This is a genomic window from Actinomadura luzonensis, from assembly GCF_022664455.2.
Taxonomy (GTDB): domain Bacteria; phylum Actinomycetota; class Actinomycetes; order Streptosporangiales; family Streptosporangiaceae; genus Nonomuraea; species Nonomuraea luzonensis.
In genome coordinates, this window is record NZ_JAKRKC020000001.1 from 3,481,223 (window position 1) to 3,503,157 (window position 21,935).

The following is a 21,935-nucleotide window of genomic DNA, read 5'->3' on the forward strand; positions in this document are numbered from 1 at the left end:
CGGGAGGCGTGAGGTCATGGTCGACGTGTTCGCGAAGTGCCGGCTGCCCGAGACGTACGCGATCGTGCGCGAGCTCGGCGTCTACCCCTACTACCGGGCGGTGGACGAGCGGCCGGGCGGGGGAGAGGTCGTCATCGGCGGCCGCACGCTCGTCCAGGCCGGCTCCAGCGACTACCTGGGACTGTCGGGCGACGAGCGGGTCGTGGAGGCGGCGGTCGCGGCGGCCCGCCGGCTGGGCACCGGCAGCGGCGGCTCGCGGCTGAGCAACGGCTCGCTGGCGCTGCACGAGGAGCTGGAGGGGCGGCTGGCGGCGTTCCTGCGGCGGCCCGCGGTCATGGTGACCAGCGCGGGCTACCTGGCCAACCTCGCCCTGGCCGGGCTGATGGGGCCGCGTGACGCGGTGATCGGCGACGCGCTGGTGCATGCCTGCCTGATCGACGCCACCCGGCTGGCCGGCGCGCGGCTGCGCCGTTACCGCCACAACGACCCGGCCCACCTGGAGCGGCTGCTGGAGGCCGCCGATCCGCGGGCGGGGCGGCTGATCGTCACCGAGGGCATGTTCTCCACCTCCGGCGCGCTGTGCGACCTGCCGGGCATCGCCAAGCTCGCGCGGGCGCACGGCGCGCGGGTCGTCATGGACAGCGCCCACGACGTCGGGCTGCTGGGCGCCGGCGGGCGGGGCGCGGCCGAGCATCACGGGCTGGAGCAGGCGGTCGACGTGCAGACCCTGACCTTCTCCAAGGCGTTCGGCACGATCGGCGGGGCGGTGGCCGGCCCGCGGGACGTGATCGCCTATCTGCGGCACTACGCGCGGCCGATGGTGTTCACCGCGGCGCTGTCGCCGCCGTGCGCCGCGGCCGCCCTGGCCGCGCTGGAGGTGATCACGGCCGAGCCGGAGCGCCGTGCCCGGGTGCGGGCGGCCGCGGCGCGGGTCAGCGGGGAGCTGGCGGCGCTGGGCTTCGGCGTCCTGGCCGGCGACCGGCCGGTGGTCGCGGTGCCGGTGGGTGACGACCTGCTGTGTTTCCGGCTGTGGCGGGAGCTGTTCGAGGCGGGGGTGTTCACGACGGCGATGATCCCGCCGGGGGTGCCGCCGGGGGAGGCGCTGATCCGGGTGAGCGTCACCGCCGCGCACACCGGCGCGCAGCTCGACCGGATCGTGGAGGCGTTCGCGGTGGCGGGCCGCCGCCTGGGCTTACTGTGAAATCTGATGAAAAGTAGGTTACGGCGGGCGCGTCCCGTTCCTCCCGGCGTACCGGATCCGTCAGGCTAGGGCCGTTTCCCACCCCCGGGGAGGATGACCCACCATGCTCAGGCGCACGGCACTGTTCGGCAACAAGACCAGGATCACCTTCGCGCTGCCCGCGCACCATCCGGACGGCGTGGTCAGCGTCGTCGGGGACTTCAACGGCTGGTCGCCGGGCCTGCACGAGCTGCGGGTCCGCCGCAACGGCACACGTACGGTGTCGGTGATCCTGCCGCAGGGCACGCACCGCTTCCGCTACCTGGCCACCGGCGGGGTGTGGTTCGACGACGAGTCGGCCGACCACGTCGACCACGACGGCAGCCTGCTCCACCTCTGACCGGCCCGCCCCTTTCGCGAAGCGCACGGCGGGGCACGGGGGGCGGCGGGGCACGGCCCGGCCCGCGCCCCGCCGTGCGCCCCCGCCCCCGGGTGACCTAGCCTCCCGGACATGGCTGACGACCTGTTCGAGCACCCGCGCCTGGCCGCCGTTTACGACCCCCTCGACCCCGACCGCGGCGACCTGGACCATTACGCGGCCATCGCGGCCGAGCTGGGCGCGCGCCGCGTGCTGGACGTCGGCTGCGGCACCGGGACGTTCGCGCTGCTGCTGGCCGGCCGCGGCCTGGAGGTGACGGCCGCGGACCCGGCCCTGGCCTCGCTGGAGGTGGCCCGCGCCAAGCCGGGCGCCGGGCGGGTGCGCTGGATCCACGGCGACGCCCGCGCGCTGCCGCCGCTGCGCGCCGACCTCGCCACGATGACGGCGAACGTCGCCCAGGCCATCGTGGACCCCGCCGACTGGGCGGCGACCCTGGACGGCATCCGGCGGGCGCTGCGCCCGGGCGGGCACCTGGTGTTCGAGACCCGCGTGCCGTCGAGGCGGGCGTGGCTGGAGTGGAACCGGGACGCCTCCTACCGCACGGCCGACCTCGGCGCCGCGGGCCGGGTGGAGCACTGGGTGGAGCTGCTGGAGGTCGACGGCCCGCTGGTGACCTTCCGCGGGACGTGGGTGTTCGCCGCGGACGGGGCGGTGCTGACGTCGCTGTCGACGCTGCGTTTCCGGGAGCGGGCGGAGGTGGAGGAGGACCTGCGGGCGCACGGCTACGTCGTGCGGGACGTCCGCGACGCGCCGGACCGGCCGGGCCGCGAGCACGTGTTCCTGGCCCGCCTCCTCCCGCACGACGCGTGACGGGGAGCCCCGCCCGCGCGCCACTACACTCACTCACTGTAATATCATCACAACTCTGTGTAACGAACGACCCATGCGGAGTTGCCGACAATGCCTGCGCCCACCCTGTCCTCCCACCTCGCCACCGCCCTGTTCGGCGACCGTTTCGCCACCGTCCACGAGCCCTGGCGCGCCCTGCTGTCCACCGAGGCCTTCGCCCCGCGCTCGCACCTGCCCTTCGCCGAGCGCGTCGAGCTCACCTACCACCGGCTCAGACAGGTCAACGCCGCCGTCGGCGACGTCGCCGCGTTCGTCGGCGACCCCGAGCGGCTGGCGGCGTTCCACGAGTGGGCGGGCGCCGTCGACGGCGGCCTCGCGGCCGTGGCCGGCATCCACTACAACCTCTTCCTCGGCAGCCTCGCCGACCACGGCCGCCCCCTGACCGGCTACGAACATCTCGAACGCATCGGCACGTTCCTGTGCACCGAGCTCGGCTACGGCAACAACGCCGCCCAGCTGGAGACCACCGCCGTCCGCGACGGGGACGGCTTCGTCCTGCACACTCCCAGCCCGGCCGCCGCCAAGTTCATGCCCAACACCAGTCCCGCCGGCGGCCCCAAGACCGGCCTCGTCGCCGCCCGGCTCATCGTCGACGGCGCGGACGAGGGCGTCATGCTGTTCGTCGTCCCCCTGGACGCGCCGGGCGTGCACGTACGGCTGCTGCAGCCGCGCATCGGCCCGCCGGTCGACCACTGCCTGACCACCTTCACCCACGTGCGCCTCGGCCCGGAGGCGCTGCTGCAGGGCCCGCAGGGCCGCTTCAGCCCCGGCGGCGCGTTCCGCAGCGACCTCGGCAACCGCCGTCGGCGCCTGCTGGCCTCCATCGCCCGCGTCACGACCGGCAAGCTGTGCATGAGCGCCGCCGCGCTCGGGGGCGCCCGTCAGGCGCTCGCCCTGGCCGTCCGGTACGCCCACATCCGCCGCGCCGCCGCGCTGACCGGCCGCAACGCCGCCCAGGTGCCGCTGTGGAGCTACCGCTCCCATCACGCGCCGCTCCTGGAGGCCCTGGCGGTCGCCTACGCCGCCACGCTCCTGCACCGCGCCGCGCTCGCCCGCTGGCAGCAGGCGCCCACCGCTCCCGGCGCCGCCGGCCGCGAGGACGCCGAGACCCACGTCGCGCTCGCCAAGGCCTGGAACACCTGGCAGGCCCGGCAGATCCTCCTGGAATGCCGCGAACGGTGCGGCGCCCAGGGCCTGTTCCCCGTCAACGGCCTGGCCGACTACCTGGCCACCGTCGAAGGACCGATCACCGCCGAGGGCGACAACCTGCCCGTCCTGGTCAAAGCGGCCGCGCACCTGCTGATGGGACACGCCGCCGAGCCGCCCGCCCCGTACCCGCCCGGCGCCTCACCCACCGACCCCGACTTCCTCCAGCACGCCCTGCACCAGGTCGAACACCTCCACCGCCGCCGCGCCCACACCGCCCTGCGCACGCCACCCCCTCCCACCACCTGCCCCTCCTGCCCCGCCCCCACAACCCTCGCCCCCACAGCTCCCGCCCCCGCAGCGCAGAAAGCCCCGCCATCTGCCGCCGCCGTCCACGCCGTCCCCATGCCCTGCGCGATCTCGGTCCCTTCCCCGACCCCCACCGCTTCCGCCCCTTGCGCCGCCCTGTCCGGCTCAAGCCGGATGCCCACCACCGCGGCACCCCGCACCACCACCGCGAGAACCACGGGAAAGCCCACCACGGGGGAGCCCACCACCGGCAAGCCCACCACGGGGCAGACCACCACGCTGAAGCCCGCCATGAGGAAGCCCGCCACGGGGCAGGCCGCAAGCACCGTCCCGGAACCCGACAGCGGTGCGCTGGCCCGCTGGAACCACGCCACCGGCCCCGCCCTGCAACTCGCCGAGGCCACCGCCGCCCGCTCAGCCGCCCAGGCCCTCCTGCAGGCCGCCCGCGCCACGCCCGACGCCCACGCCGCCGACCTCCTGCTGACCCTGCACCGGCTGCTCGCCCTGCGCCTGCTGGCGCCGTCGACCGGCGACCTCCTCGCCGCCGGCCACCTGCGCCCCGATCACCTCGAGCACCTGCACACCGCCCGCGAGCAGGCCGTCGCCCACCTGGCCTCGCACGCCACGGCCCTGATCGACGCGTTCATGATCCCCGAGGACGTCCTGACCCGGCACCCGATCGCCCTGCCCGACTGGGACCTGTTCCTCGACCGCATCCCCGCCGCCCTGACCTCCGGCACCGCCTGACGCACCCGGCCTCGGACGCGCCCACTTTCACCACGCCCACCACCTGCCATTACCCTCTGTTTGCGTTATCTTACTCTTGGTAATCAGCCGCGGACGCACCGCCGCCCGCCACAGAAAGGCAGGACGCCATGAACGCCTTCTACCTCGACAAGATGAGCAAAATCATCCAGTTGCTCGACGACAACGGCGACGGGGTCCTGACGCTGGACGACTTCTACGCCGCCGCCGACCGCGTGGCCCTCGCCTTCGGCCACGCCCACGGCTCGAGCGAGCACCACCTCATCAGGGACGCCTACACCACCATCTGGGACAAGACCTACGCCCCGATGGACTCCGACCGCGACAACGTCCTGACCTTCGACGAGCTCGTCGAGGCCCACCAGGACACCCTGTACGACCCGGGCATCGGCTACGAGCGTTTCCGTCCCCTCGCGCAGGCGTTCCTCGCCCTGGCCGACGGCGACGGCGACGGGATCATCAGCCGCGAGGAGTTCGTGCGGACCATGCGGCACGCTTTCCGCCTGCCCGAGGACGAGGCCCACGAGGCGTTCGGCTCCCTCGACGAGACCGGCGGCGGCCGGCTCACCTACGACCAGATCCACCGCGCCGCCAGCGGCTTCTTCTGCACCGACGACCCCGACGCCTACGGCGCCGGCCTCTTCGGCCCCGTGGTCCCGGTCCGCGCCTGACGCCGCGGACCGCGGACGGGCGCTTCCGCCGGCCCGCGGGCCCGGCCCGGGAAGCGCCCGTCCGCCGACCGACCGGCCGGCTAGGAGGCGAGCAGATCGAAGTGAAACCCGACGACGAACAGAGCCAGCGACATCCACCGCGTCGCCGACGGGAACTCAGGACGTCGCACCGCCTGCCCCACCTGCATCACCAGCGAACCGGCCGCGGTCCCGAGCACCAGCCCCACAGCGGCCCGCAGCCACCAGCCGGTCCCGGCGACCTCGGTGATCGCCAGCACGACCGCCGCCGTCACGGCCCCGGCCACGGCCCCCGGCAGGAAGGCGCCCCTCCTGCCCACGAACCGGATCAGGCGGTCCCCGTAGCGGGACAGCCGCTCCGGCCCGATGAGGTCCACGACGACCGACGCCCCCGACACGAACGACAGGATCTTGCCGAAGCGCCCCCACCAGATCATCGGCAGCCCGAGCAGCTCGCTGCCGATCGTGGACCGGCCGTCGAACCACACGCTCCACGCCTCGAAGTAGCTGATGTCCGCCATGACGGCAGCGTAGAACCACCCCGCCGCCCCCGCCTCAGCAGGCCGACAGCCATCTGACCGACACGGCCCTGGACGGCACGGCGTTCGGCAGGATGACCCGCCGGTCCCACTCGTAGACGATGCTCGGCCCCTCATCACCTTCGGCGGGCACCATGTCGGGCGAGTCGAACGGCCCGGTGTCGGTGCTGCCCACGCTGACCACCAGGCGCTGCTGGGCGTCCAGGAAGTCGAACCTGCTGTGCCAGACGTCGGCGTGCCGGGTGAAGTCGGTGTCGCTCACCGCGTGCAGATGCACCTGCTGACCGCTCTCGATCGAGACGTAACTGGGGAACTCCAGGTGACAGTCGCCCACCTTCCACGGGCTGCCGAACGCTCCCCGCAGGAAGAACGTGCTCGACGTGAGCGACAGCAGCCTGGAGTCCTTGGCCGAGTCCGCCACGGCCGGACCCGGCACCCCGACCGCCGCCACCACCGCCACGATCACGGCCGCGACGACCAGCCGCCTCCTGTTCACACGCATGAATCCCCCTCCGCATCAACGGCTTTGCCCTCCGGGCGTTCCACCTCGTTCCGCTCCAGCACGTAGCGCGCCGGCTGGTGTGCCTCATGCGCCGTTCCGCCCGAGGTGATCATTGGAAACGCGCTCGGCCTCACATTCGACTCGGTCGTGTTGGTGGTGGTGGATGCCGAACAGGCCGGCCGGACGATTCCGGTGCAGGCGGTCCAGTTCCCCGCAGGCGCACCGATTCAAGATCGTGGCCACGCGGGTCAACGAACTGGCCGAAACGCTGTGGGGTCCCGGGTCATTCCGCAACGGCAGCACGACACCCAGCAACGCGCCGGAAGCTCGCCAGCCGGGGGGACGGGAGAGGTGACCGGCGGATCGGCGGTGGCCGGCCGGCCCGGCGTTCAGGGCAGGTGTCGGGGTGATGAAGATCTGCCCTAGTCTCTGCGATGTGGGGAGGCCAGAGGAGAGCCCGGATGCGGGCTCGAAAGAAGCCGGTACGTATCTGAGCGCCGTACTCGAACGCATCACCTACGTCGCGGAGGACACCGGCTACACCATCGCCCGCGTCGCCACCGAACGCACCGGCGCCGACCTGCTCACCGTCGTCGGCCCCCTGCTCGGCGCGCAGGTCGGCGAGTCGCTGCGGCTGCACGGCCGCTGGACCTCCCACCCCCGCTACGGCCGCCAGTTCGAGGTGTGGTCCTACACCACCGTCCTGCCCGCCACCGTCCAGGGCATCCGCCGCTACCTCGGCTCCGGCCTCATCAAGGGCATCGGGCCCAAGATGGCCGAACGCATCGTCGACCACTTCGGCACCGGCACCCTGGAGGTCATCGAGCAGCAGCCGGAACGCCTCGTCGAGGTCCCCGGGCTCGGCCCCAAACGCACCAAGATGATCGCCGCCGCCTGGGAGGAACAGAAGATCATCAAAGAGGTGATGATCTTCCTGCAGGGCGTCGGCGTCTCCACCTCCATCGCCGTGCGCATCTTCAAGCAGTACGGCGAGTCGTCCATCTCCGTCGTCCGCACCCAGCCCTACAAGCTCGCCGACGAGGTGTGGGGCATCGGCTTCAAGACCGCCGACACCATCGCCCAGGCCGTCGGCATCCCCCACGACAGCCCCGAACGCGTCAAGGCGGGCCTGCGCTACACCCTGTCCCAGGCCGCCGACGACGGCCACTGCTACCTGCCCGCCCCCAACCTCACCGCCGACGCCGTCAAGATCCTCGACGTGCCCGCCGACCTCGTCACCTCCTGCCTGACCGAACTGGCCGCCGACGAAGGCGTCATCAGCGAGAACGTCCCCGCCGGCGACAACCTCGTCCCCGCCGTCTACCTGCCGCCCTTCCACCGCGCCGAGCACTCCCTGGCCGCCGGCCTGCTCACCCTCCTGCGCGGCCGCCACGACCGGCTCAAGACCTTCGCCGACGTCGACTGGGAACGCGCCGAGGCCTGGCTGCACCGCCAGACCGGCGCCGAGCTCGCCCCCGAGCAACGCCAGGCCGTCCGCCTGGCCCTCACCGAGAAGGTCGCCGTCCTGACCGGCGGCCCCGGCTGCGGCAAGAGCTTCACCGTCCGCTCCATCGTCACCCTCGCCCGCGCCAAACGCGCCAAGGTCATCCTCGCCGCCCCCACCGGCCGCGCCGCCAAACGCCTGGCCGAGCTCACCGGCCACGAGGCCACCACGGTCCACCGCCTGCTGCAGCTGCGCCCCGGCGGCGAGGCCACCTACGACCGCGACAACCCCCTCGACGCCGACCTCGTCGTCGTCGACGAAGCCTCCATGCTCGACCTGCTGCTGGCCAACAAACTCGTCAAGGCCGTCGCTCCCGGCGCCCACCTGCTGTTCGTCGGCGACGTCGACCAGCTGCCCTCCGTCGGCGCCGGCGAGGTGCTCAAGGACCTCCTCGCCGCCGCCGACATCCCCCGCGTCCGCCTGACCCAGATCTTCCGCCAGGCGCAGGAATCCGGCGTCGTCGTCAACGCCCACCGCGTCAACACCGGCCGCCACCCCGTCCTGGAGGGAATGAAGGACTTCTTCCTGTTCCCTTGCGAGGAGCCCGAGGAGATCGCCGCCCTCACCGTCGACGTCGTCGCCCGCCGCATCCCCGCCCGCTTCCGCCTCGACCCCCGCCGCGACGTCCAGGTCCTGGCCCCCATGCACCGCGGCGCCGCCGGCGCCGGCGCCCTCAACGTGGCCCTGCAGGAAGCCCTCACCCCCGCCCGCGAAGGCATGCCCGAACGCCGCTACGGCGGCCGCGTCTTCCGCGTCGGCGACAAGGTCACCCAGCTACGCAACAACTACGACAAAGGCGCCGCCGGCGTGTTCAACGGCACCGTCGGCATCGTCACCGACATCCGCCCCGACGAGCACAAACTCACCGTCGCCACCGACGAGGACGAACACGTCGACTACGCCTTCGACGAACTCGACGAGCTCGCCCACGCCTACGCCGTCTCCATCCACCGCTCCCAGGGCAGCGAATACCCCGCCGTCGTCATCCCCCTGGCCACCAGCGCCTGGATGATGCTGCAGCGCAACCTCCTCTACACCGCCATCACCCGCGCCAAGAAACTCGTCGTCATCGTCGGCTCCCGCCGCGCCCTGGCCCAGGCCGTCCGCACCAAAGGCGCCGGACGCCGGCACACCGGCCTCACCTACCGCCTCACCCCGCCGTGAGCAGCCGCGACCAGCCAGCAGTGATCTAAATGTGACCGAACTCTCCCATATGATTCCTCGTCTTACATGCAGGAGCATTAAGGTTTTTGGGGTGTGTTGACCGCCCCGGGGGAGAGGACCGTCTTGAACGTAGCGCCCGCCTGGCGAAAGCCCGCCGCCTCGCTCGCCCTGCTGGCCGCCGCCGCGCTCACCGCCTCCTGCTCAACGGCCGGCGGCGGCAACGCCGCAGGCGACCCCGCCGCGCCCGGGGCCACCACCAGCGCCACCCCCGAAGCCCCCGTCGTCAAGATCAGCCCCGCTGAGGGCAGCGCCAAGGTCAACCCCGACAAGAAGATCGTCGTCGCCGCCGCCGGCGCACCCCTCGACGACGTCACCGTCGAAGCCGGCGGCGAAACCATCGAAGGCCGCTACAACGCCGACAAGACCCGCTGGACCTCCAAAACCCCCCTGAAGCCCTCCACCGGCTACACCGTCACCGCCAAAGCCGGCGTCACCACCTCCACCAGCGCCTTCACCACCGCCAAACCCGAACGCTCCCTCCAGATCATCGACGTCACCCCCAACGCCAAAGGCGAGACCCTCGGCGTCGGCGCCCCCATCATCGTCACCTTCAACCAGCCCGTCACCAGCAAGGCCACCATCGAACGCGCCCTGAAGGTCGAGGCGGAAAAACCCGTCGACGGCGCCTGGCGCTGGATCGACGACACCAAAGTCATCTACCGCACCGCCAAGTACTGGCCCGCCCACCAGAAGGTCACCTTCACCGCCGGCATCACCGGCATCAAAGCCGGCAAAGGCCTCTACGGCACCAAGGACTACACCGCCAGCCTCAAGATCGGCGCCAAGCAGATCAGCAAGGTCAACACCCGCACCCACATGATGTACGTCTACAAGGACGGCAAGAAGGTGCAGACCATGCGCATCAGCGCCGGCATGGCCACCACCCGCGAATACACCACCACCTCCGGCGTCCACCTCACCATGGAACGCGGCAACCCCGTCCGCATGATCTCCCCGGGCCGCAAGAAAGGCGACCCCGGCTACTACGACGTCATGATCAACCACGCCGTCCGCATCTCCAACAGCGGCGAGTACGTCCACGCCAAGAACAACGTCTGGGCCCAAGGCCGCCAGAACGTCAGCCACGGCTGCGTCAACGCCCGCCCCGACCAGGCCCGCTGGTTCTACGACACCATGCAGCGCGGCGACGTCGTCGAGATCACCGGCACCAACCGCGAACTGGAGTGGAACAACGGCTGGGGCTTCTGGCAGATGCCCTACTCCCAGTGGAAGAAGGGCAGCGCCCTCAGCTCCGCCAAGAAGTCCTGACCCCCGCGCCAGAACTCCCGCCTCCCGCCGCCGCCGTCCGTAGGAGCCCCGCCCGCGTGCACATCCGCCCCGGCACCCCCGGCGACATCCCCGCCGTGCTGGCCATGTTCGACTCCGCCGTCGCCTGGCTCGCCGCCCACGGCCGCACCGGCCAATGGGGGGAGCGGCCCTTCACCGGCGACCCCCGCCGCACCGCCCAGGTCAGCGCGTGGGCACACGGCGGCGGCATGCACATCGCCGAACGCCCCGCCGATCCCGCTCCCGCCGATCCCGCTCCCGCCGATCCCGCTCCCGCTGGGCCCTCCGCCCAGCCCTCCGCCGACCCCGGTACCGGTACCGCCCCCGGCGGGCACACCACCGGCGGCGTGCCCGCCGGATGCATCGTCCTGGGCGACGCCCACGACTACGTCACCCCCGCCACCGAACCCGAGCTGTACGTCCAGGCCCTGGTCACCGGCCGCCGCCACGCCGGCCACGACGTCGGCCGCACCCTGCTCGCCTTCGCCGCCGACCAGGCCCGCGAACGCGGCCTGCACCTGCTGCGCGTCGACTGCTACGCCGGCGGCGACGGCCGCCTGGTCGCCTACTACGAAAGCTGCGGCTTCACCCGCCAGGCACCCTTCACCGTAGGGGAGTGGCCCGGCATGCTCCTGCACCGCCGCCTCTGAAACAGTGCCTTCGATCCCCCTGCAATCCAGTCGCGGAAGGGGTACCCGGGCCGCCATGCCGATCGTGCGGATCATCATCCTCACCATGCTCGCCGCGCCATGCTTGTCCCTGCTGCTGGCACTGGTCGGCGCGCCGAAACTCGCCGGCGTCCTGATCGGGCTGGCGGCGGGAGTCCTTCTCCGGGGCGAACCCTCCCGCGCGGCCATGAGCACGTTGTGCGGCAGTGCCTCAGCGGTCCTGATCGGGGCGGCTCTGGGCGGCGGGTCCGGCTTCGCTGATCGGATGGCGGGCTGGCCGGGCTGGCTCGCGGGTGCCGTGCTCGCCTATCTGATCGCGGGCCGGGGCCTGCCTCGCAAGACAGCCCGGGCGGAGAGAAGCCTCGCGCTGCCCGCCGTCCTCGCCGCACTGACCGCGGCCGTGCTCGGGTGCGGGCAACTGGCCGCGGCCAAGGCGATGCGGGTAACGCTGTGGGAGGACTACCACGAATGGGACGGCCCTGGCTGGTATCGCGACCTCACCCAGGCCATCTGGTGTCCGGCGGCGGCGGTGGTGCTCGCCGCGGTGGCCGCGAGCAGGTTTCCCGGCGGGCGCGGCCGTTTCCTGGCTCTTCCGATCGCCGCCTGGCTCGGCTGCGGAGCGACGGCCGGGCCGCTGCAGTACGTTCAGGCGCTCGGGGTGACCGACAAACCCGCGAGCTTCGCGTTGATCGCCGGCCTCACGGGCGGCGGCATCGGTGCCGCCGCGGCGGCCGCCGGGCTCCGGCACGCCGGCACGAAGCACGGGCTGGTCGCGTTCATCCTGGTCACCACGGCGGGATCCGCGGCCGGCACGTGGCTCGGTGACTTCGCCACGCTGCTGGAGGCGGCCGCCCTGATGGCGTTGATCGCCCTGGTCGCAGGCCGGACGGCCGGCCGCGACGCCGACGTGGAGTCCGGCGTGATCGCCGGCATGGCGGGACCGCTGCTGATCTGGTCGGTGTACCTGACCGTGGGGCCGAGGCTCGACGATCACACCTCGCAGAGCACGCCGTACTGGTCGGCCTGGGCAGGAGTGCCGATCGCCTTCGTGACCGCCCTGACGGCGGCCGTCTGGGCGGCCGGCGACGACCGGAGCGGCTCTCGGCCTGAACCGGAGACACCCCCGCAGTAGCCAGGAAGCCCGCCTCTGTGAGCCGCCCCCCGGGCCGGACGGCTCAGCGCGGCCCCTCGCGGCGCAGCAGCGGATGCGTCCGCATGGCCACCTCCAGCTCACCCGGCAGCTCATCCCGGTACCGCCCCAGCGTCGACAGGTCGCTGTGCCCCAGCACCCGCCGCACCGCGTCCATGTCGACCGCCTCGGCCAGCAGATGCGTCGCCGTCGTGTGCCGCAGCCCGTGCGGCGTCACCGACCGCCGCTGATCCGGGTCCACCCGCGCCTGCACCCGGTCGATCACCGCCTGCACGTCGCCCCGCGCCAGCCGCCGCCCCCGCCACGACAACAGCAACGCCTTGTCCTCCCCACCGGCCGGCCGCCCCCGCTCCAGGTACGCCTGCAACACCCGCGCGACGTCGTCGGGCAGCGGCACGTCCCGCGTCCGCCCGCCCTTGCCGAAGATCCGCCAGTACCGCACCCCGCCGTTGGTGAAGAAGTCCTCCACATTCGCCCGCGTCAGCTCCGACACCCGCGGCCCCACCGTCGCCAGCAGCAACACGATCAGCCCGTCACGCAGCTCCGTACGCTGATCACGCCGCTTGCCCGCCCGCGGCGCCTCCTCGGGCAGCCGCCGCGCCGCCCCGATCAGCCCCTGCGCCTGCTCCCGCGTCAACGCCCGCCGGTGCGGACGCAGCCCGCCCCGCTCCTTGGCCGTCACCGTCGCGTGCAGCATCGGGTTGACCTGCACCCACCCCACCAGCGCCGCGTGCTTGAACAACGCCGACACCGACCGCCGGAAGCGCGCCTGCGACGACGGCGACTGCCCCCCAGAACCGGCCCCAGAACCGGACGCGGGGCCGGCGGGGGAGCGTCCCGCCGCCGACCGCCCGTCCGGCTTACGCGCGAACGCCAGCAACACCGCGTCCACATCCGCACCCGTCAGATCGTCCAGCACCCGATCCGCCCCCGCCAGCTCCACCAGCGTCGCCACGTCCCGCGCATACACCTCCGCCGTCGACGGCGACAGGCCCCCCGTCACCGTCCGCGCCCGCACCAGCTCCACATAACGGTCCGCCGCCTCCGCCACCGTCAACCGCTCCAGCTCAGCAGGCCGCACCGGCCGACCCCCTCCACGCCAGCAACAGGATCAGTAACGACCGTAACCGAAGCCACCGACGAAAAACCCCGCCACCGCCCGGCAGCAGCGGATCAGATGTCGCGGAACGTCTCTATCCGCGCCCCCAGCGCGTTCAGCCGCTCCGCCAGATCCTCATACCCCCGGTTGATCACGTACACGTTCCGCAGCACCGACGTGCCCTCCGCCGCCATCATCGCCAGCAGCACCACCACCGCCGGACGCAACGCCGGCGGGCACATCATCTCCGCGCTGCGCCACCGCGTCGGACCCTCCACCAGCACCCGATGCGGATCCAGCAGCTTCACCGACGCCCCCAGCCGCGTCAGCTCCGTCAGATAGATCGCCCGGTTGTCGTACACCCAGTCATGAATCAGCGTCGAACCCTGCGCCGAAGCCGCGATCGCCGCGAAGAACGGCACATTGTCGATGTTCAGCCCCGGGAACGGCATCGGATGGATCTTGTCGATGGGGGAGACCAGCTTCGACGGCCGCACCGTCAGATCCACCAGCCGCGTCCGCCCGTTCGCCGCCGGATACTCCCGCCCCCGCTCGCAGTCCAGCCCCATCTCCTCCAGGACCGCCAGCTCGATCTCCAGGAACTCCACCGGCACCCGGCAGATCGTCAGCTCCGACGACGTCACCACCGCCGCCGCCAGCAGGCTCATCGCCTCCACCGGATCCTCGCTGGGGGAGTAGTCGACATCCCGCTCGATCACCGGCACCCCGTGCACCGTCAGCGTCGTCGTCCCCACCCCCTCCACCCGCACGCCCAGCTCCTCCAGGAAGAAGCACAGGTCCTGCACCATGTAGTTGGAGGAGGCGTTACGGATCACCGTCACCCCGTCGTGCCGCGCCGCCGCCAGCAGCGCGTTCTCCGTCACCGTGTCGCCGCGCTCGGTCAACACGATCGGCCGGACCGGCGCCGCCGCCCCGTCCACCCGCGCGTGATAGAACCCGCCCGTCGCCGTGATGTCCAGCCCGAAATGCCGCAACGCCGACATGTGCGGCTGCACCGTCCGCGTCCCCAGATCACAACCCCCCGCGTACGGGATCCGGAACTGCTCCGTACGATGCATCAGCGGACCCAGGAACATGATCACGCTCCGCGTCCGGCGCGCCGCCTCGGTGTCCATCGCCTCCAGCTCCAGCCGCGCCGGAGGCACGATCTCCAGATCGCTGCCCTCGTTGATCCACCGCGCCCGCACCCCGATCGAGGCCAGCACCTCCAGGATACGGTACACCTCCTCGATCCGCGCCACCTTGCGCAGGATCGTCCGCCCCGAGTTCAGCAGCGACGCGCACAACAACGCCACACACGCGTTCTTCGACGTCTTGACATCGATGCTGCCCGACAACCGCCGGCCGCCCACCACCCGCAGATGCATCGGCCCCGCATACCCCAGCGACACGATCTCGCTGTCCAGCGCCTCACCGATCCGCGCGATCATCTCAAGACTGATGTTCTGGTTACCGCGCTCGATCCGGTTGACCGCGCTCTGACTCGTCGCCAGCGCATCGGCCAGCTGCAGCTGCGTCCATCCACGATGCTGACGAGCGTCCCGGATCAACCGGCCGATCCGCACAAGGTAATCATCTGCCACAACAGACGACCATATCTCACATATGAGATGCATCCGCGCCCAGGGGGTCACGACGCGCCGGACAACTCCCGATACCCCGGCTCCCGATACCCCGGCTCCCGATGCACAGCCAACCGCGCAGGCGTCGCCACCGCCGGCTCCTTACGCACGAACGCCCGCCGCGCCGCCGCGAACCCCGACCGATCACCGAACATGTCCCGGCTCATCTCCGCCAGCTCCTCCGCCCGGTACGCATCCAACGGCTTACGCCGCTCATCGGCCTCCCGCGCCTGCCGCCGCGCCGCCAGCAACCGCTCATACCCCGCATCCGCCGCCAGCCGCTCCGCGTACTCCAGCACCCGCCGCTCGAACTCCAGCCGCGACCCGCCCACCACCCGATCAGCCAGCCCCAGCTCCACCGCCTCAGCCGCACCCAACGGCAACGCCTCCCGCGTCAACCGCTCCGCCACCTCCGCCCCCACCCGCCGAGGCAACGTGTACGTCCACAACTCACTACCGAACAACCCCATCGTCCGATAATGCGGATTCAACACCACCGGCTCCCGCACGATCACCCGATCCGCCCCCAACCCCAGCATCACCCCACCCGCACCCGCATTCCCCCCGACCGACACCACCACCAACTGCCCCGAACACCCCGCGATCTCCTGACACACCGCATTCATCGCATTGATGTTCATCCACGCCTCCAACGCCGGACGCCGCGCCGCCTCGATCACATTCAGATGAATCCCGTTGGAGAACACCTCACCCCCACGCACCACCAGCACCCGCGTGTCCTGCGCCACCGCATACCGCAACGCCGACGCCAGCCGCCGGCACTGCTCCGTCGACATCGCCCCGTTGTAGAAATCGAAACTCACCACCCCCACCCCCTCACTACGGTCATAAGTGATCTCGCTGTAACCCGCCCGCTCCGGCACCCCCGCCACCCGATCACCCAAAGCCGCCACCGCCGGCAGCTTCACCGCCCCCTCACGCTCCAGCCGCACATGCCCCACCCACACCGTCCCCCCATCACCCGCACGCACCAGCACCGCCCCCTCACGACGCCCCACCACCTCACCCGGCACCCCGCCCGCACCCACCTCAGGACCCCGATACACGTCGAACACCCGCACCGGCACCCCCGCCAGCACCCCACGCCCACCCGGCGCACCATCAGCCGCCCGCACCCGCCGCACGACCGCCTCCGCCGGCTCCTCCCACGAGAACTCCCGATCCGCGTGCCGCATCGCCCGCCGCAACCGCCCCCGCACCGAAGCACCGCACGACTCCACCGGCACCGGCCGGAACGCCGGATCCGCCGCCTTCGCCACCACCTCGGCCACCAGCTCCACCGCCGCGTCCGCCACCGGCCCGTTGTACAACGCCGACTTACGCGGCGCCTCCTGCGGCATCACGAACGTCCGGAACCCCCACAAAGGACCCGCGTCCATCTCCTCCACCGCCTGCAACGCCGTCACCCCCCACTCCGGCGCGGCCTCCGCGATCGCCCAGTCCAGCGACGACGGCCCCCGGTCCCCAGGCGGCCCCGGGTGAATGATCACCGTACGGAACCCCTGCCACACCCGCGCCGGCACCCGCTCCTTCAAGAACGGGCAGATCACCAGATCCGGCTTGGCCAGCTCCGCCGCCTCCACCATCACCTCCGGCGAGACCGCCAGCTCCACGCTCACCTCATGACCAGCGCGGCGCAGCTCCAGCCACGCACGCTGGGTCAGGCCGTTGAAGGACGAGCACAGCAGCAGAACACGCACGATCAAGCACTCTTTCCATGACAGCGGGGGAGAAGCCCGGCATTGACGGCATCAGCGCATCCGATGTTGACACGAAAACACCACTGGTGCTGACAAACCCCGCAAAAAGCCGCCCTGAGCAGCCAAATTGACCCGAAATGACCGGAAAGTCACGTTCCGCAGCAAGCCGTAGCCCGGACCGCCAGGGGAGGGGAGAGGCACCGCGCCCGGACAAGAACCCGCACGTCAGCGCAGCCGGGGACGTCTCAGCCCAGCGCGGGACGTCGCATCCGGACGGCCGGCGCGGGAGCTGCACGCCATGGCCGCACACGATCGCGTCCGAGCCGGCGCGAGGGCGCACGACAGACGCCACCCGGCCCGATTTGTCCTATTTATGCGCGATACCAAACAGAACCCACATTCTGTTCGGTATCGCATTACTTGTCGGCATTACCCAGTGTGACCGGGGAGCGGGCCGGACAAACCTCTCATCCGCCGAGAGGGTGGTTCAGAGACGGTTGACGAATCGGGCGGCGGCGCGCTGGCTCATGCCGGTCTCGCCGCGTACCAGGAAGACGGCTTCCTGGATCTGGCCGAGGGCCTTGAGTTCGCGGGCCTGGTCGACGAGGTCGATGCTCGGGTTGAGCCGGTTGCGCGGCCGCTGGGTCAGGCGTACGGCGCCGATGATGAACCATATGGCGGCGGCGGTGATGACGGCCGTGAGCGCGATGAGGCCCGGGGTCGTGATCTCCAGGGGGTACATGGGGGGCGTCTTCCCGGTTCGGGTGGCTTTATTCGGCACATGCGTGTTTGCTCGATAATGAACATTATGTCAAGTAGAGCGGATCGGGGGCTCCCCCAGGCGTGAGGGTGGGACTGCCGGGGCTGTTGTGAAGATTTTTCGCACGCCCCGGCCCGCTCTCCGGCCGCCGCCTGGAGGCGGGCCGGCGGATGGCGATCAGGGCGGTGAACGGGGGTTTCGCCGTATCCGGAGTGGTTTGTCCGGTCCCCTGGTGGGTGCTATCCGGGCATTGACGCCGGGTTTGACGTTGTGTTGATTCACTGTCCCCCGGCGGCCGGGTGGCTTTAGGGTGGAGCTCCTGCTATTCGCGCCGCGAGAGGAGCAGCACGTGGGGAGCCAATCGGTTTTATGCCCGGTGTGTCAGGGCGTTCTGCCCGCTTCGGGTAAGGAGGCGTACACGACGCTGCGGGGGCGGCTGATCGTGACGAACGGGTACTGCGGGGGTGGGTGCGCCGAGCGGCGTGCCGAGGCTTCGGAGCAGACGCGGCAGATGGCGCGCCCCGAGCCGGGCCACGTCCCCCAGATCCAGGGGCAGCAGGTTCAGGGGCAGCCGGTGCCGGTTGCTGAGGCGGCGCCGGTGATGCCGCCGGTCGTGCCGTCGCCGGTGGTGTCCGGTGGGCGTCCGGGCGGGGCGTCGTTGCGGGTGGTCCGTTAGGGCTTCAGGCGCTGTTGCGGCCTGACGGCCGGGGGTGGGTGCTCCCCCGGGACGGTTGATCATTGGTGGCCGTCGGCGGTGTGCCAGTAGTCGCGGGTCTCCACGGCGAGGCCGCTGGTGTCGAAGCGGGCGAAGACGCAGCCCGCGAGGGTGACGGGCCGGCCGTTGTCGAGGGCGTGGACGCGGAATTCGATGGCGGCCCTGTCTCCGTCGACGAGGGGCGCGGCGAAGGTGACGTGGGGGTCGCTCTCGCCGGTGAAGGACCAGGTGACGTAGTCGGCGATGGCTTTTCTGCCCCGGTGCGGGGGGCGGAAGGGCATGCTGGTGTGGACGGCGTCGTCGTGGTAGAGGGCGGCGATGGCGTCGACGTCGTGGTGGGTCCAGGCGTGCTGCCAGGTGTCGGCGAAGCGTTGCGCGGCCGTGCGGGTGTCCGTGGTGGCCGCTCCCCCGTTCGCGGTGTAGGGGTGGACGGCGGTGACGGCGGTCAGCGGCAGGGGCCCGTACAGGTGGGGGTAGCCGTTCTCGGTGCGGATGTCGAGCCCGGCGGGGTCGATGTCGAGGACGAGCAGGGGTTCGGTGACGTGGGCGTAGTAGCGGTCGTGGACCTCGCGGAGCTGGTCGAGGTCGCGGCTGCAGTGGATGAAGCCTTCGTCGTCGAGGGTGCGGCCGAGGGTGGAGATGCGGTACTCCCCCGCTGTGGCCGCCTCGTGCCAGTCGGCGGCCAGGGCGAGGTGGTGGATGTGCTGGGTCATCGGCCGTCGGTCCGTTCGGTTTCGAGGATGGTGTAGACGGCTTCGCTGGTCCATTCGCCTTTGACGTGTTCGTTGTCGACGAGGGCGGGGCCCGCGCCGGTTGCCGGGCCTGTGTCGGTCGTGGGGGCGGTTGTGGGGTCGGGGTGGGGCACGGGGGCAGTGTAGGGAGGGGTCAGGGGGGTCGCAATGCGTTTTCGACGGCGTGGGCGAGCAGGGTGCGGGCCTGGTCCGGGGGGCGTTGCTCGACGATGAGCTCGAGCCAGAGGGTGGAGACGGTGGTGTAGAGCAGGCGGGCGCGGGGGTCGGTGTCGGGCAGGTGGAGGGCCTGGGCGATGAGGCGGACGCAGCCGTCGGTCCAGCGGCGGGCGATCTGTTGCAGGACGGGGTCGCGGCCGGCGTGGACGTACAGCTCCCACAGGCCGAGCTGGCGGTGGCGGTCGGCGGCGGCGAGGTGGCCGGGCAGGCCGGTGAGGCCGTGTTCGGTGATCCAGGCGGCGGTGGTGGCGAGTTCGGTCTCGACGAGCTGGGCGAAGGCTTCGGCCAGGAGCTGGTCGCGGGAGGCGAAGTAGTAGGTGGTGGCGGCGAGCGGGAGGTGGGCGCGCTGGGCGACGGCGCGGTGGGTGACGGCGGCGAATCCGCCGTCGGCGAGCAGGTCGACGGCGGCGGTCAGGAGGGTGGCGCGGCGGCGGCGGGAGCGGGCCTGTGCGGCGGGCTGGGCGCGTGGCGGGGGTTTCAATGGGCGCTTCCGGCGAGGTTGAGGACGACGACGCCGCCGATGATGAGCAGGATACCGGCGATCTTGAGTGGGGTGAGGGTCTCCCCCATGAAGGCGGCGCCGATGAGGGCGATGGCGGCGGTGCCCGCGCCGGACCAGACGGCGTAGGCGGTGCCCATGTCGAGCTGGAGTTTGAGTGCCTGGGCCAGGAGGGTGAAGGAGGTGAGGTAGCCGGCGGCGACGACGGCGGTCCAGCCGGGGTGGGTGAAGCCGTTGCTGAGTTTGAGTGCGCTGGTGGCGAGGATTTCGGAGGCGATGGCGAGGGCGAGCAGGAGCCAGGCCATGGTGCGGGTCCCTTATGGGGTGAAGTGGTACGGGTGTCCCAGTTTAGCGCGGGGGTCCGCTCCCCCGGGTGTGCGGGAACTGCTTGAAAACTCAGTCGAATACGTGTTCCACTGGAGGGTGTGGGTTGGGACGCGCTTGCGCTGGTTGACGCCGCCGATGAGCGACCGCTGATCGAGCGGCGCGCGGTGGTGCGCGACGGCTTCTACGAGACGCAGGCCCGGACGATGATCGAGCGGGTTCCGGCGGCGGCGGGCATCGCCCAGCAGTGGGCCGTCTCCCCTTACCGGGGCTGCGCGCACGCCTGCCTGGGGTGCGGGGCGCGGGCCGGGCATCGGCGGCTGGGGCTCGACGCGGGCCGTGATTTCGACACGCGGATCGTGGTCAAGCCGAACGCGGTGGCGCGGCTGCGGGCCGACCTGGCGCGCTGGGGCGGCGAGGAGCTGGCGGTGGGCGTCAGCGGCGACTGCTACCAGACGGCCGAGGAGACCTACCGGCTGATGCCGGGCGTGATCGGGGCGCTGGCCGAGGCGGGCGTGCCGTTCACCGTCTACACCAAGGCGGCGCTGGTGGTGCGCGACGCGGCGCTGCTGGCGCAGGCGGGCGCGCGGGTGGCGGTGTCGATCGCGTTCGTCGACGAGCGGATCCGGCGCGCGGTGGAGCCGGGGGCGCCGACCGCGCAGGCGCGGCTGGAGCTGGTCTCGGCGCTGGCCGAGGCCGGGGTGGAGTGCCGGGTGCTGATGGCGCCGGTGCTGCCGCTGCTGAGCGACGCGGCCGACCAGCTGGGGGCGACGGTGCGGCGGATCGCGGGCGCGGGGGCGCGGGCGGTGGAGCCGGTGGTGCTGCGGCTGCCGCCGGGCACCCGGCAGTGGTACCTGCAGTGGCTGCAAGGGGCGCATCCGCAGCTGGTGGCGCGTTACGAGGAGCTGTACGACCGGGCGGGGCTGCCGTCGCCGGACTACGAGCGGCGCATCACGGGGCAGATCGCGCAGTTGTGCCAGGTGTACGGGATGGCGTTCGGGCCGGGTGAGCCGCGCCAGCGCGAGCCGCGGGTGGCGCAGCTCGCCCTGGTGTGACCGCTCCCCCGCGGAAATAGGGTCGAGACCTGCGGGCGGGCGCTGCTAGCGTCACCGGCCATGAACGGGATCAGCGCTGATGTGATCGATGTCGAGGCGTTCGTGGCCGACGGGTTCGCCAAGGTCGAGGCGGTCGTGCCGCGCGAGGTGGGCGACGCGGCGCGGGCGCTGCTGTGGCAGCGGATGGGGTTGTCGCCGGACGACCCGGCGGGCTGGACGCAGCCGGTGGTGTGGACGGCGGACTTCACCGGCGAGGGGCCTTTCGGGCAGATCGTGCGCAGCGCGCGGCTGCGGGCGGCACTGGACGCGGTGACGGGCGCCGCCCCCGCCCCCGCGTCCGATGCGGCGTCCGATGCGGCGTCCGATCCGGGGCCCGACCTGGAGCCGGGTGCCGGGCCGGGCGTGCGGGGCTGGGTGCCGCTCGGGAGCCTGGGCAACATCCCGGTGCGTTTCCCGCAGGTGCCGCCGGCGCAGGACCGGGGCTGGCACATCGACGCCAACACCCCGCGTCCGGACGGCACGTTCGGGGTGAGCGGCCGCCCGCACACGTTGCTGCTGCTGGTGCTGCTGTCGCAGGTCGGGCCGCAGGACGCGCCGACGCGCATCCGGGCCGGTTCGCAGCGCGACATGGCGCGGCTGCTGGACGAGCGGGTGCGCGACGTCATGGAGATGGGCCCGCTGTTCGACGACGTGGGGCGGGAGCGGCCGGTGGCGCTGGCGACCGGCTCTCCCGGGGACGTGTACGTGGTGCATCCGTTCACGGTGCACGCGGCGCAGGAGCATCTGGGGCGGGAGCCGCGGTTCATGTCGCAGGCGCCGGTGTTCCTGTCGCGGCCGCTGTCACCGGGTGATGCCTCCCCGCTGGCGCGGGCGGCCGGTTACGCCTGACCCCGGCCGCCC

Annotated in this window: 21 protein-coding genes; 11 read left to right on the forward strand and 10 right to left on the reverse strand. The window is 71.9% G+C overall.

The window, feature by feature from the left end:
* Positions 1 to 16 precede the first annotated feature (16 nt).
* The 5 genes from MF672_RS17035 (at position 17) to MF672_RS17060 (ending at position 5,359) form a co-directional block, all read left to right on the forward strand.
* On the forward strand, positions 17 to 1,201 hold the full coding sequence (locus tag MF672_RS17035; RefSeq protein ID WP_242375987.1) for an aminotransferase class I/II-fold pyridoxal phosphate-dependent enzyme: 1,185 nt from the start codon (positions 17 to 19) through the stop codon (positions 1,199 to 1,201).
* Positions 1,202 to 1,304: 103 nt separating this feature from the next.
* Entirely contained in the window at positions 1,305 to 1,580 is a 276-nt protein-coding gene (locus MF672_RS17040) for an isoamylase early set domain-containing protein (protein WP_242375988.1), read from the forward strand.
* Positions 1,581 to 1,691: 111 nt separating this feature from the next.
* A complete protein-coding gene (locus MF672_RS17045) occupies positions 1,692 to 2,429 on the forward strand; it encodes a class I SAM-dependent methyltransferase (protein ID WP_242375989.1) in 738 nt (245 codons plus the stop codon).
* A gap of 90 nt (positions 2,430 to 2,519) precedes the next feature.
* Positions 2,520 to 4,670 (forward strand): acyl-CoA dehydrogenase family protein, encoded by a 2,151-nt coding sequence (locus MF672_RS51400; protein ID WP_302893222.1) that lies wholly within the window; start codon positions 2,520 to 2,522, stop codon positions 4,668 to 4,670.
* Between the two features lie 128 nt (positions 4,671 to 4,798).
* Entirely contained in the window at positions 4,799 to 5,359 is a 561-nt protein-coding gene (locus tag MF672_RS17060) for an EF-hand domain-containing protein (protein WP_242375992.1), read from the forward strand.
* An 80-nt stretch (positions 5,360 to 5,439) separates the two neighbouring features.
* Here MF672_RS17060 and MF672_RS17065 read toward each other — a convergent pair whose 3' ends face one another.
* On the reverse strand, positions 5,440 to 5,898 hold the full coding sequence (locus tag MF672_RS17065; protein ID WP_242375993.1) for a hypothetical protein: 459 nt from the start codon (positions 5,896 to 5,898) through the stop codon (positions 5,440 to 5,442).
* A gap of 34 nt (positions 5,899 to 5,932) precedes the next feature.
* Complete coding sequence (locus tag MF672_RS17070; protein ID WP_242375994.1) at positions 5,933 to 6,418, reverse strand: hypothetical protein; 486 nt, start codon at positions 6,416 to 6,418, stop codon at positions 5,933 to 5,935.
* A 436-nt stretch (positions 6,419 to 6,854) separates the two neighbouring features.
* Here MF672_RS17070 and recD2 point away from each other — a divergent pair, with 436 nt between their 5' ends.
* The 4 genes from recD2 (at position 6,855) to MF672_RS17090 (ending at position 12,233) form a co-directional block, all read left to right on the forward strand.
* A complete protein-coding gene (gene recD2 / locus MF672_RS17075) occupies positions 6,855 to 9,086 on the forward strand; it encodes an SF1B family DNA helicase RecD2 (RefSeq protein ID WP_407654728.1) in 2,232 nt (743 codons plus the stop codon).
* Between the two features lie 123 nt (positions 9,087 to 9,209).
* Positions 9,210 to 10,415, forward strand: coding sequence for a L,D-transpeptidase (locus MF672_RS17080; RefSeq protein WP_242375995.1), 1,206 nt, complete (start codon positions 9,210 to 9,212; stop codon positions 10,413 to 10,415).
* A gap of 56 nt (positions 10,416 to 10,471) precedes the next feature.
* Positions 10,472 to 11,083, forward strand: a complete 612-nt coding sequence (locus tag MF672_RS17085) for a GNAT family N-acetyltransferase (RefSeq protein ID WP_242375996.1) — start codon at positions 10,472 to 10,474, stop codon at positions 11,081 to 11,083.
* A gap of 55 nt (positions 11,084 to 11,138) precedes the next feature.
* A complete protein-coding gene (locus MF672_RS17090; RefSeq protein ID WP_242375997.1) occupies positions 11,139 to 12,233 on the forward strand; it encodes a hypothetical protein in 1,095 nt (364 codons plus the stop codon).
* A 43-nt stretch (positions 12,234 to 12,276) separates the two neighbouring features.
* Here the strand turns inward: MF672_RS17090 and MF672_RS17095 are convergent, their stop codons facing one another.
* The 8 genes from MF672_RS17095 to MF672_RS17140 all read right to left on the reverse strand — a co-directional run bounded on the left by MF672_RS17095 (position 12,277) and on the right by MF672_RS17140 (position 19,961).
* Complete coding sequence (locus MF672_RS17095; RefSeq protein WP_242375999.1) at positions 12,277 to 13,332, reverse strand: tyrosine-type recombinase/integrase; 1,056 nt, start codon at positions 13,330 to 13,332, stop codon at positions 12,277 to 12,279.
* Positions 13,333 to 13,424: 92 nt separating this feature from the next.
* Positions 13,425 to 14,954: a helix-turn-helix domain-containing protein gene (locus MF672_RS17100; protein ID WP_242376000.1), complete on the reverse strand. Its 1,530-nt coding sequence runs from the start codon at positions 14,952 to 14,954 to the stop codon at positions 13,425 to 13,427.
* A 47-nt stretch (positions 14,955 to 15,001) separates the two neighbouring features.
* Positions 15,002 to 16,714 (reverse strand): enoyl-CoA hydratase-related protein, encoded by a 1,713-nt coding sequence (locus tag MF672_RS51405; RefSeq protein WP_302893223.1) that lies wholly within the window; start codon positions 16,712 to 16,714, stop codon positions 15,002 to 15,004.
* A gap of 487 nt (positions 16,715 to 17,201) precedes the next feature.
* Entirely contained in the window at positions 17,202 to 17,456 is a 255-nt protein-coding gene (locus MF672_RS17120) for a hypothetical protein (RefSeq protein WP_242376001.1), read from the reverse strand.
* Positions 17,457 to 18,209: 753 nt separating this feature from the next.
* Entirely contained in the window at positions 18,210 to 18,902 is a 693-nt protein-coding gene (locus MF672_RS17125; protein ID WP_242376002.1) for a DUF952 domain-containing protein, read from the reverse strand.
* Positions 18,899 to 19,054 carry a hypothetical protein gene (locus MF672_RS17130; protein ID WP_242376003.1) on the reverse strand — a complete coding sequence of 52 codons (156 nt, stop codon included), beginning with the start codon at positions 19,052 to 19,054 and terminating at the stop codon, positions 18,899 to 18,901. The genes MF672_RS17125 and MF672_RS17130 overlap by 4 nt, the downstream gene beginning before the upstream one ends.
* Positions 19,055 to 19,074: 20 nt before the next feature.
* Positions 19,075 to 19,638 carry a TetR/AcrR family transcriptional regulator gene (locus tag MF672_RS17135; RefSeq protein WP_242376004.1) on the reverse strand — a complete coding sequence of 188 codons (564 nt, stop codon included), beginning with the start codon at positions 19,636 to 19,638 and terminating at the stop codon, positions 19,075 to 19,077.
* The gene (locus MF672_RS17140; RefSeq protein WP_242376006.1) at positions 19,635 to 19,961 is read right to left on the reverse strand and encodes a DMT family transporter; all 327 of its coding nucleotides are present in this window, start codon (positions 19,959 to 19,961) and stop codon (positions 19,635 to 19,637) included. Before MF672_RS17140 ends, MF672_RS17135 begins: the two co-directional genes overlap by 4 nt.
* A gap of 120 nt (positions 19,962 to 20,081) precedes the next feature.
* On the opposite strand from MF672_RS17140, the gene MF672_RS17145 reads away from it, so the two are divergent.
* Together MF672_RS17145 and MF672_RS17150 are read left to right on the forward strand one after the other, a co-directional pair.
* Entirely contained in the window at positions 20,082 to 21,035 is a 954-nt protein-coding gene (locus MF672_RS17145; protein ID WP_242376008.1) for a radical SAM protein, read from the forward strand.
* Between the two features lie 60 nt (positions 21,036 to 21,095).
* Positions 21,096 to 21,923 (forward strand): hypothetical protein, encoded by an 828-nt coding sequence (locus MF672_RS17150; protein WP_242376009.1) that lies wholly within the window; start codon positions 21,096 to 21,098, stop codon positions 21,921 to 21,923.
* Positions 21,924 to 21,935: the final 12 nt, after the last annotated feature.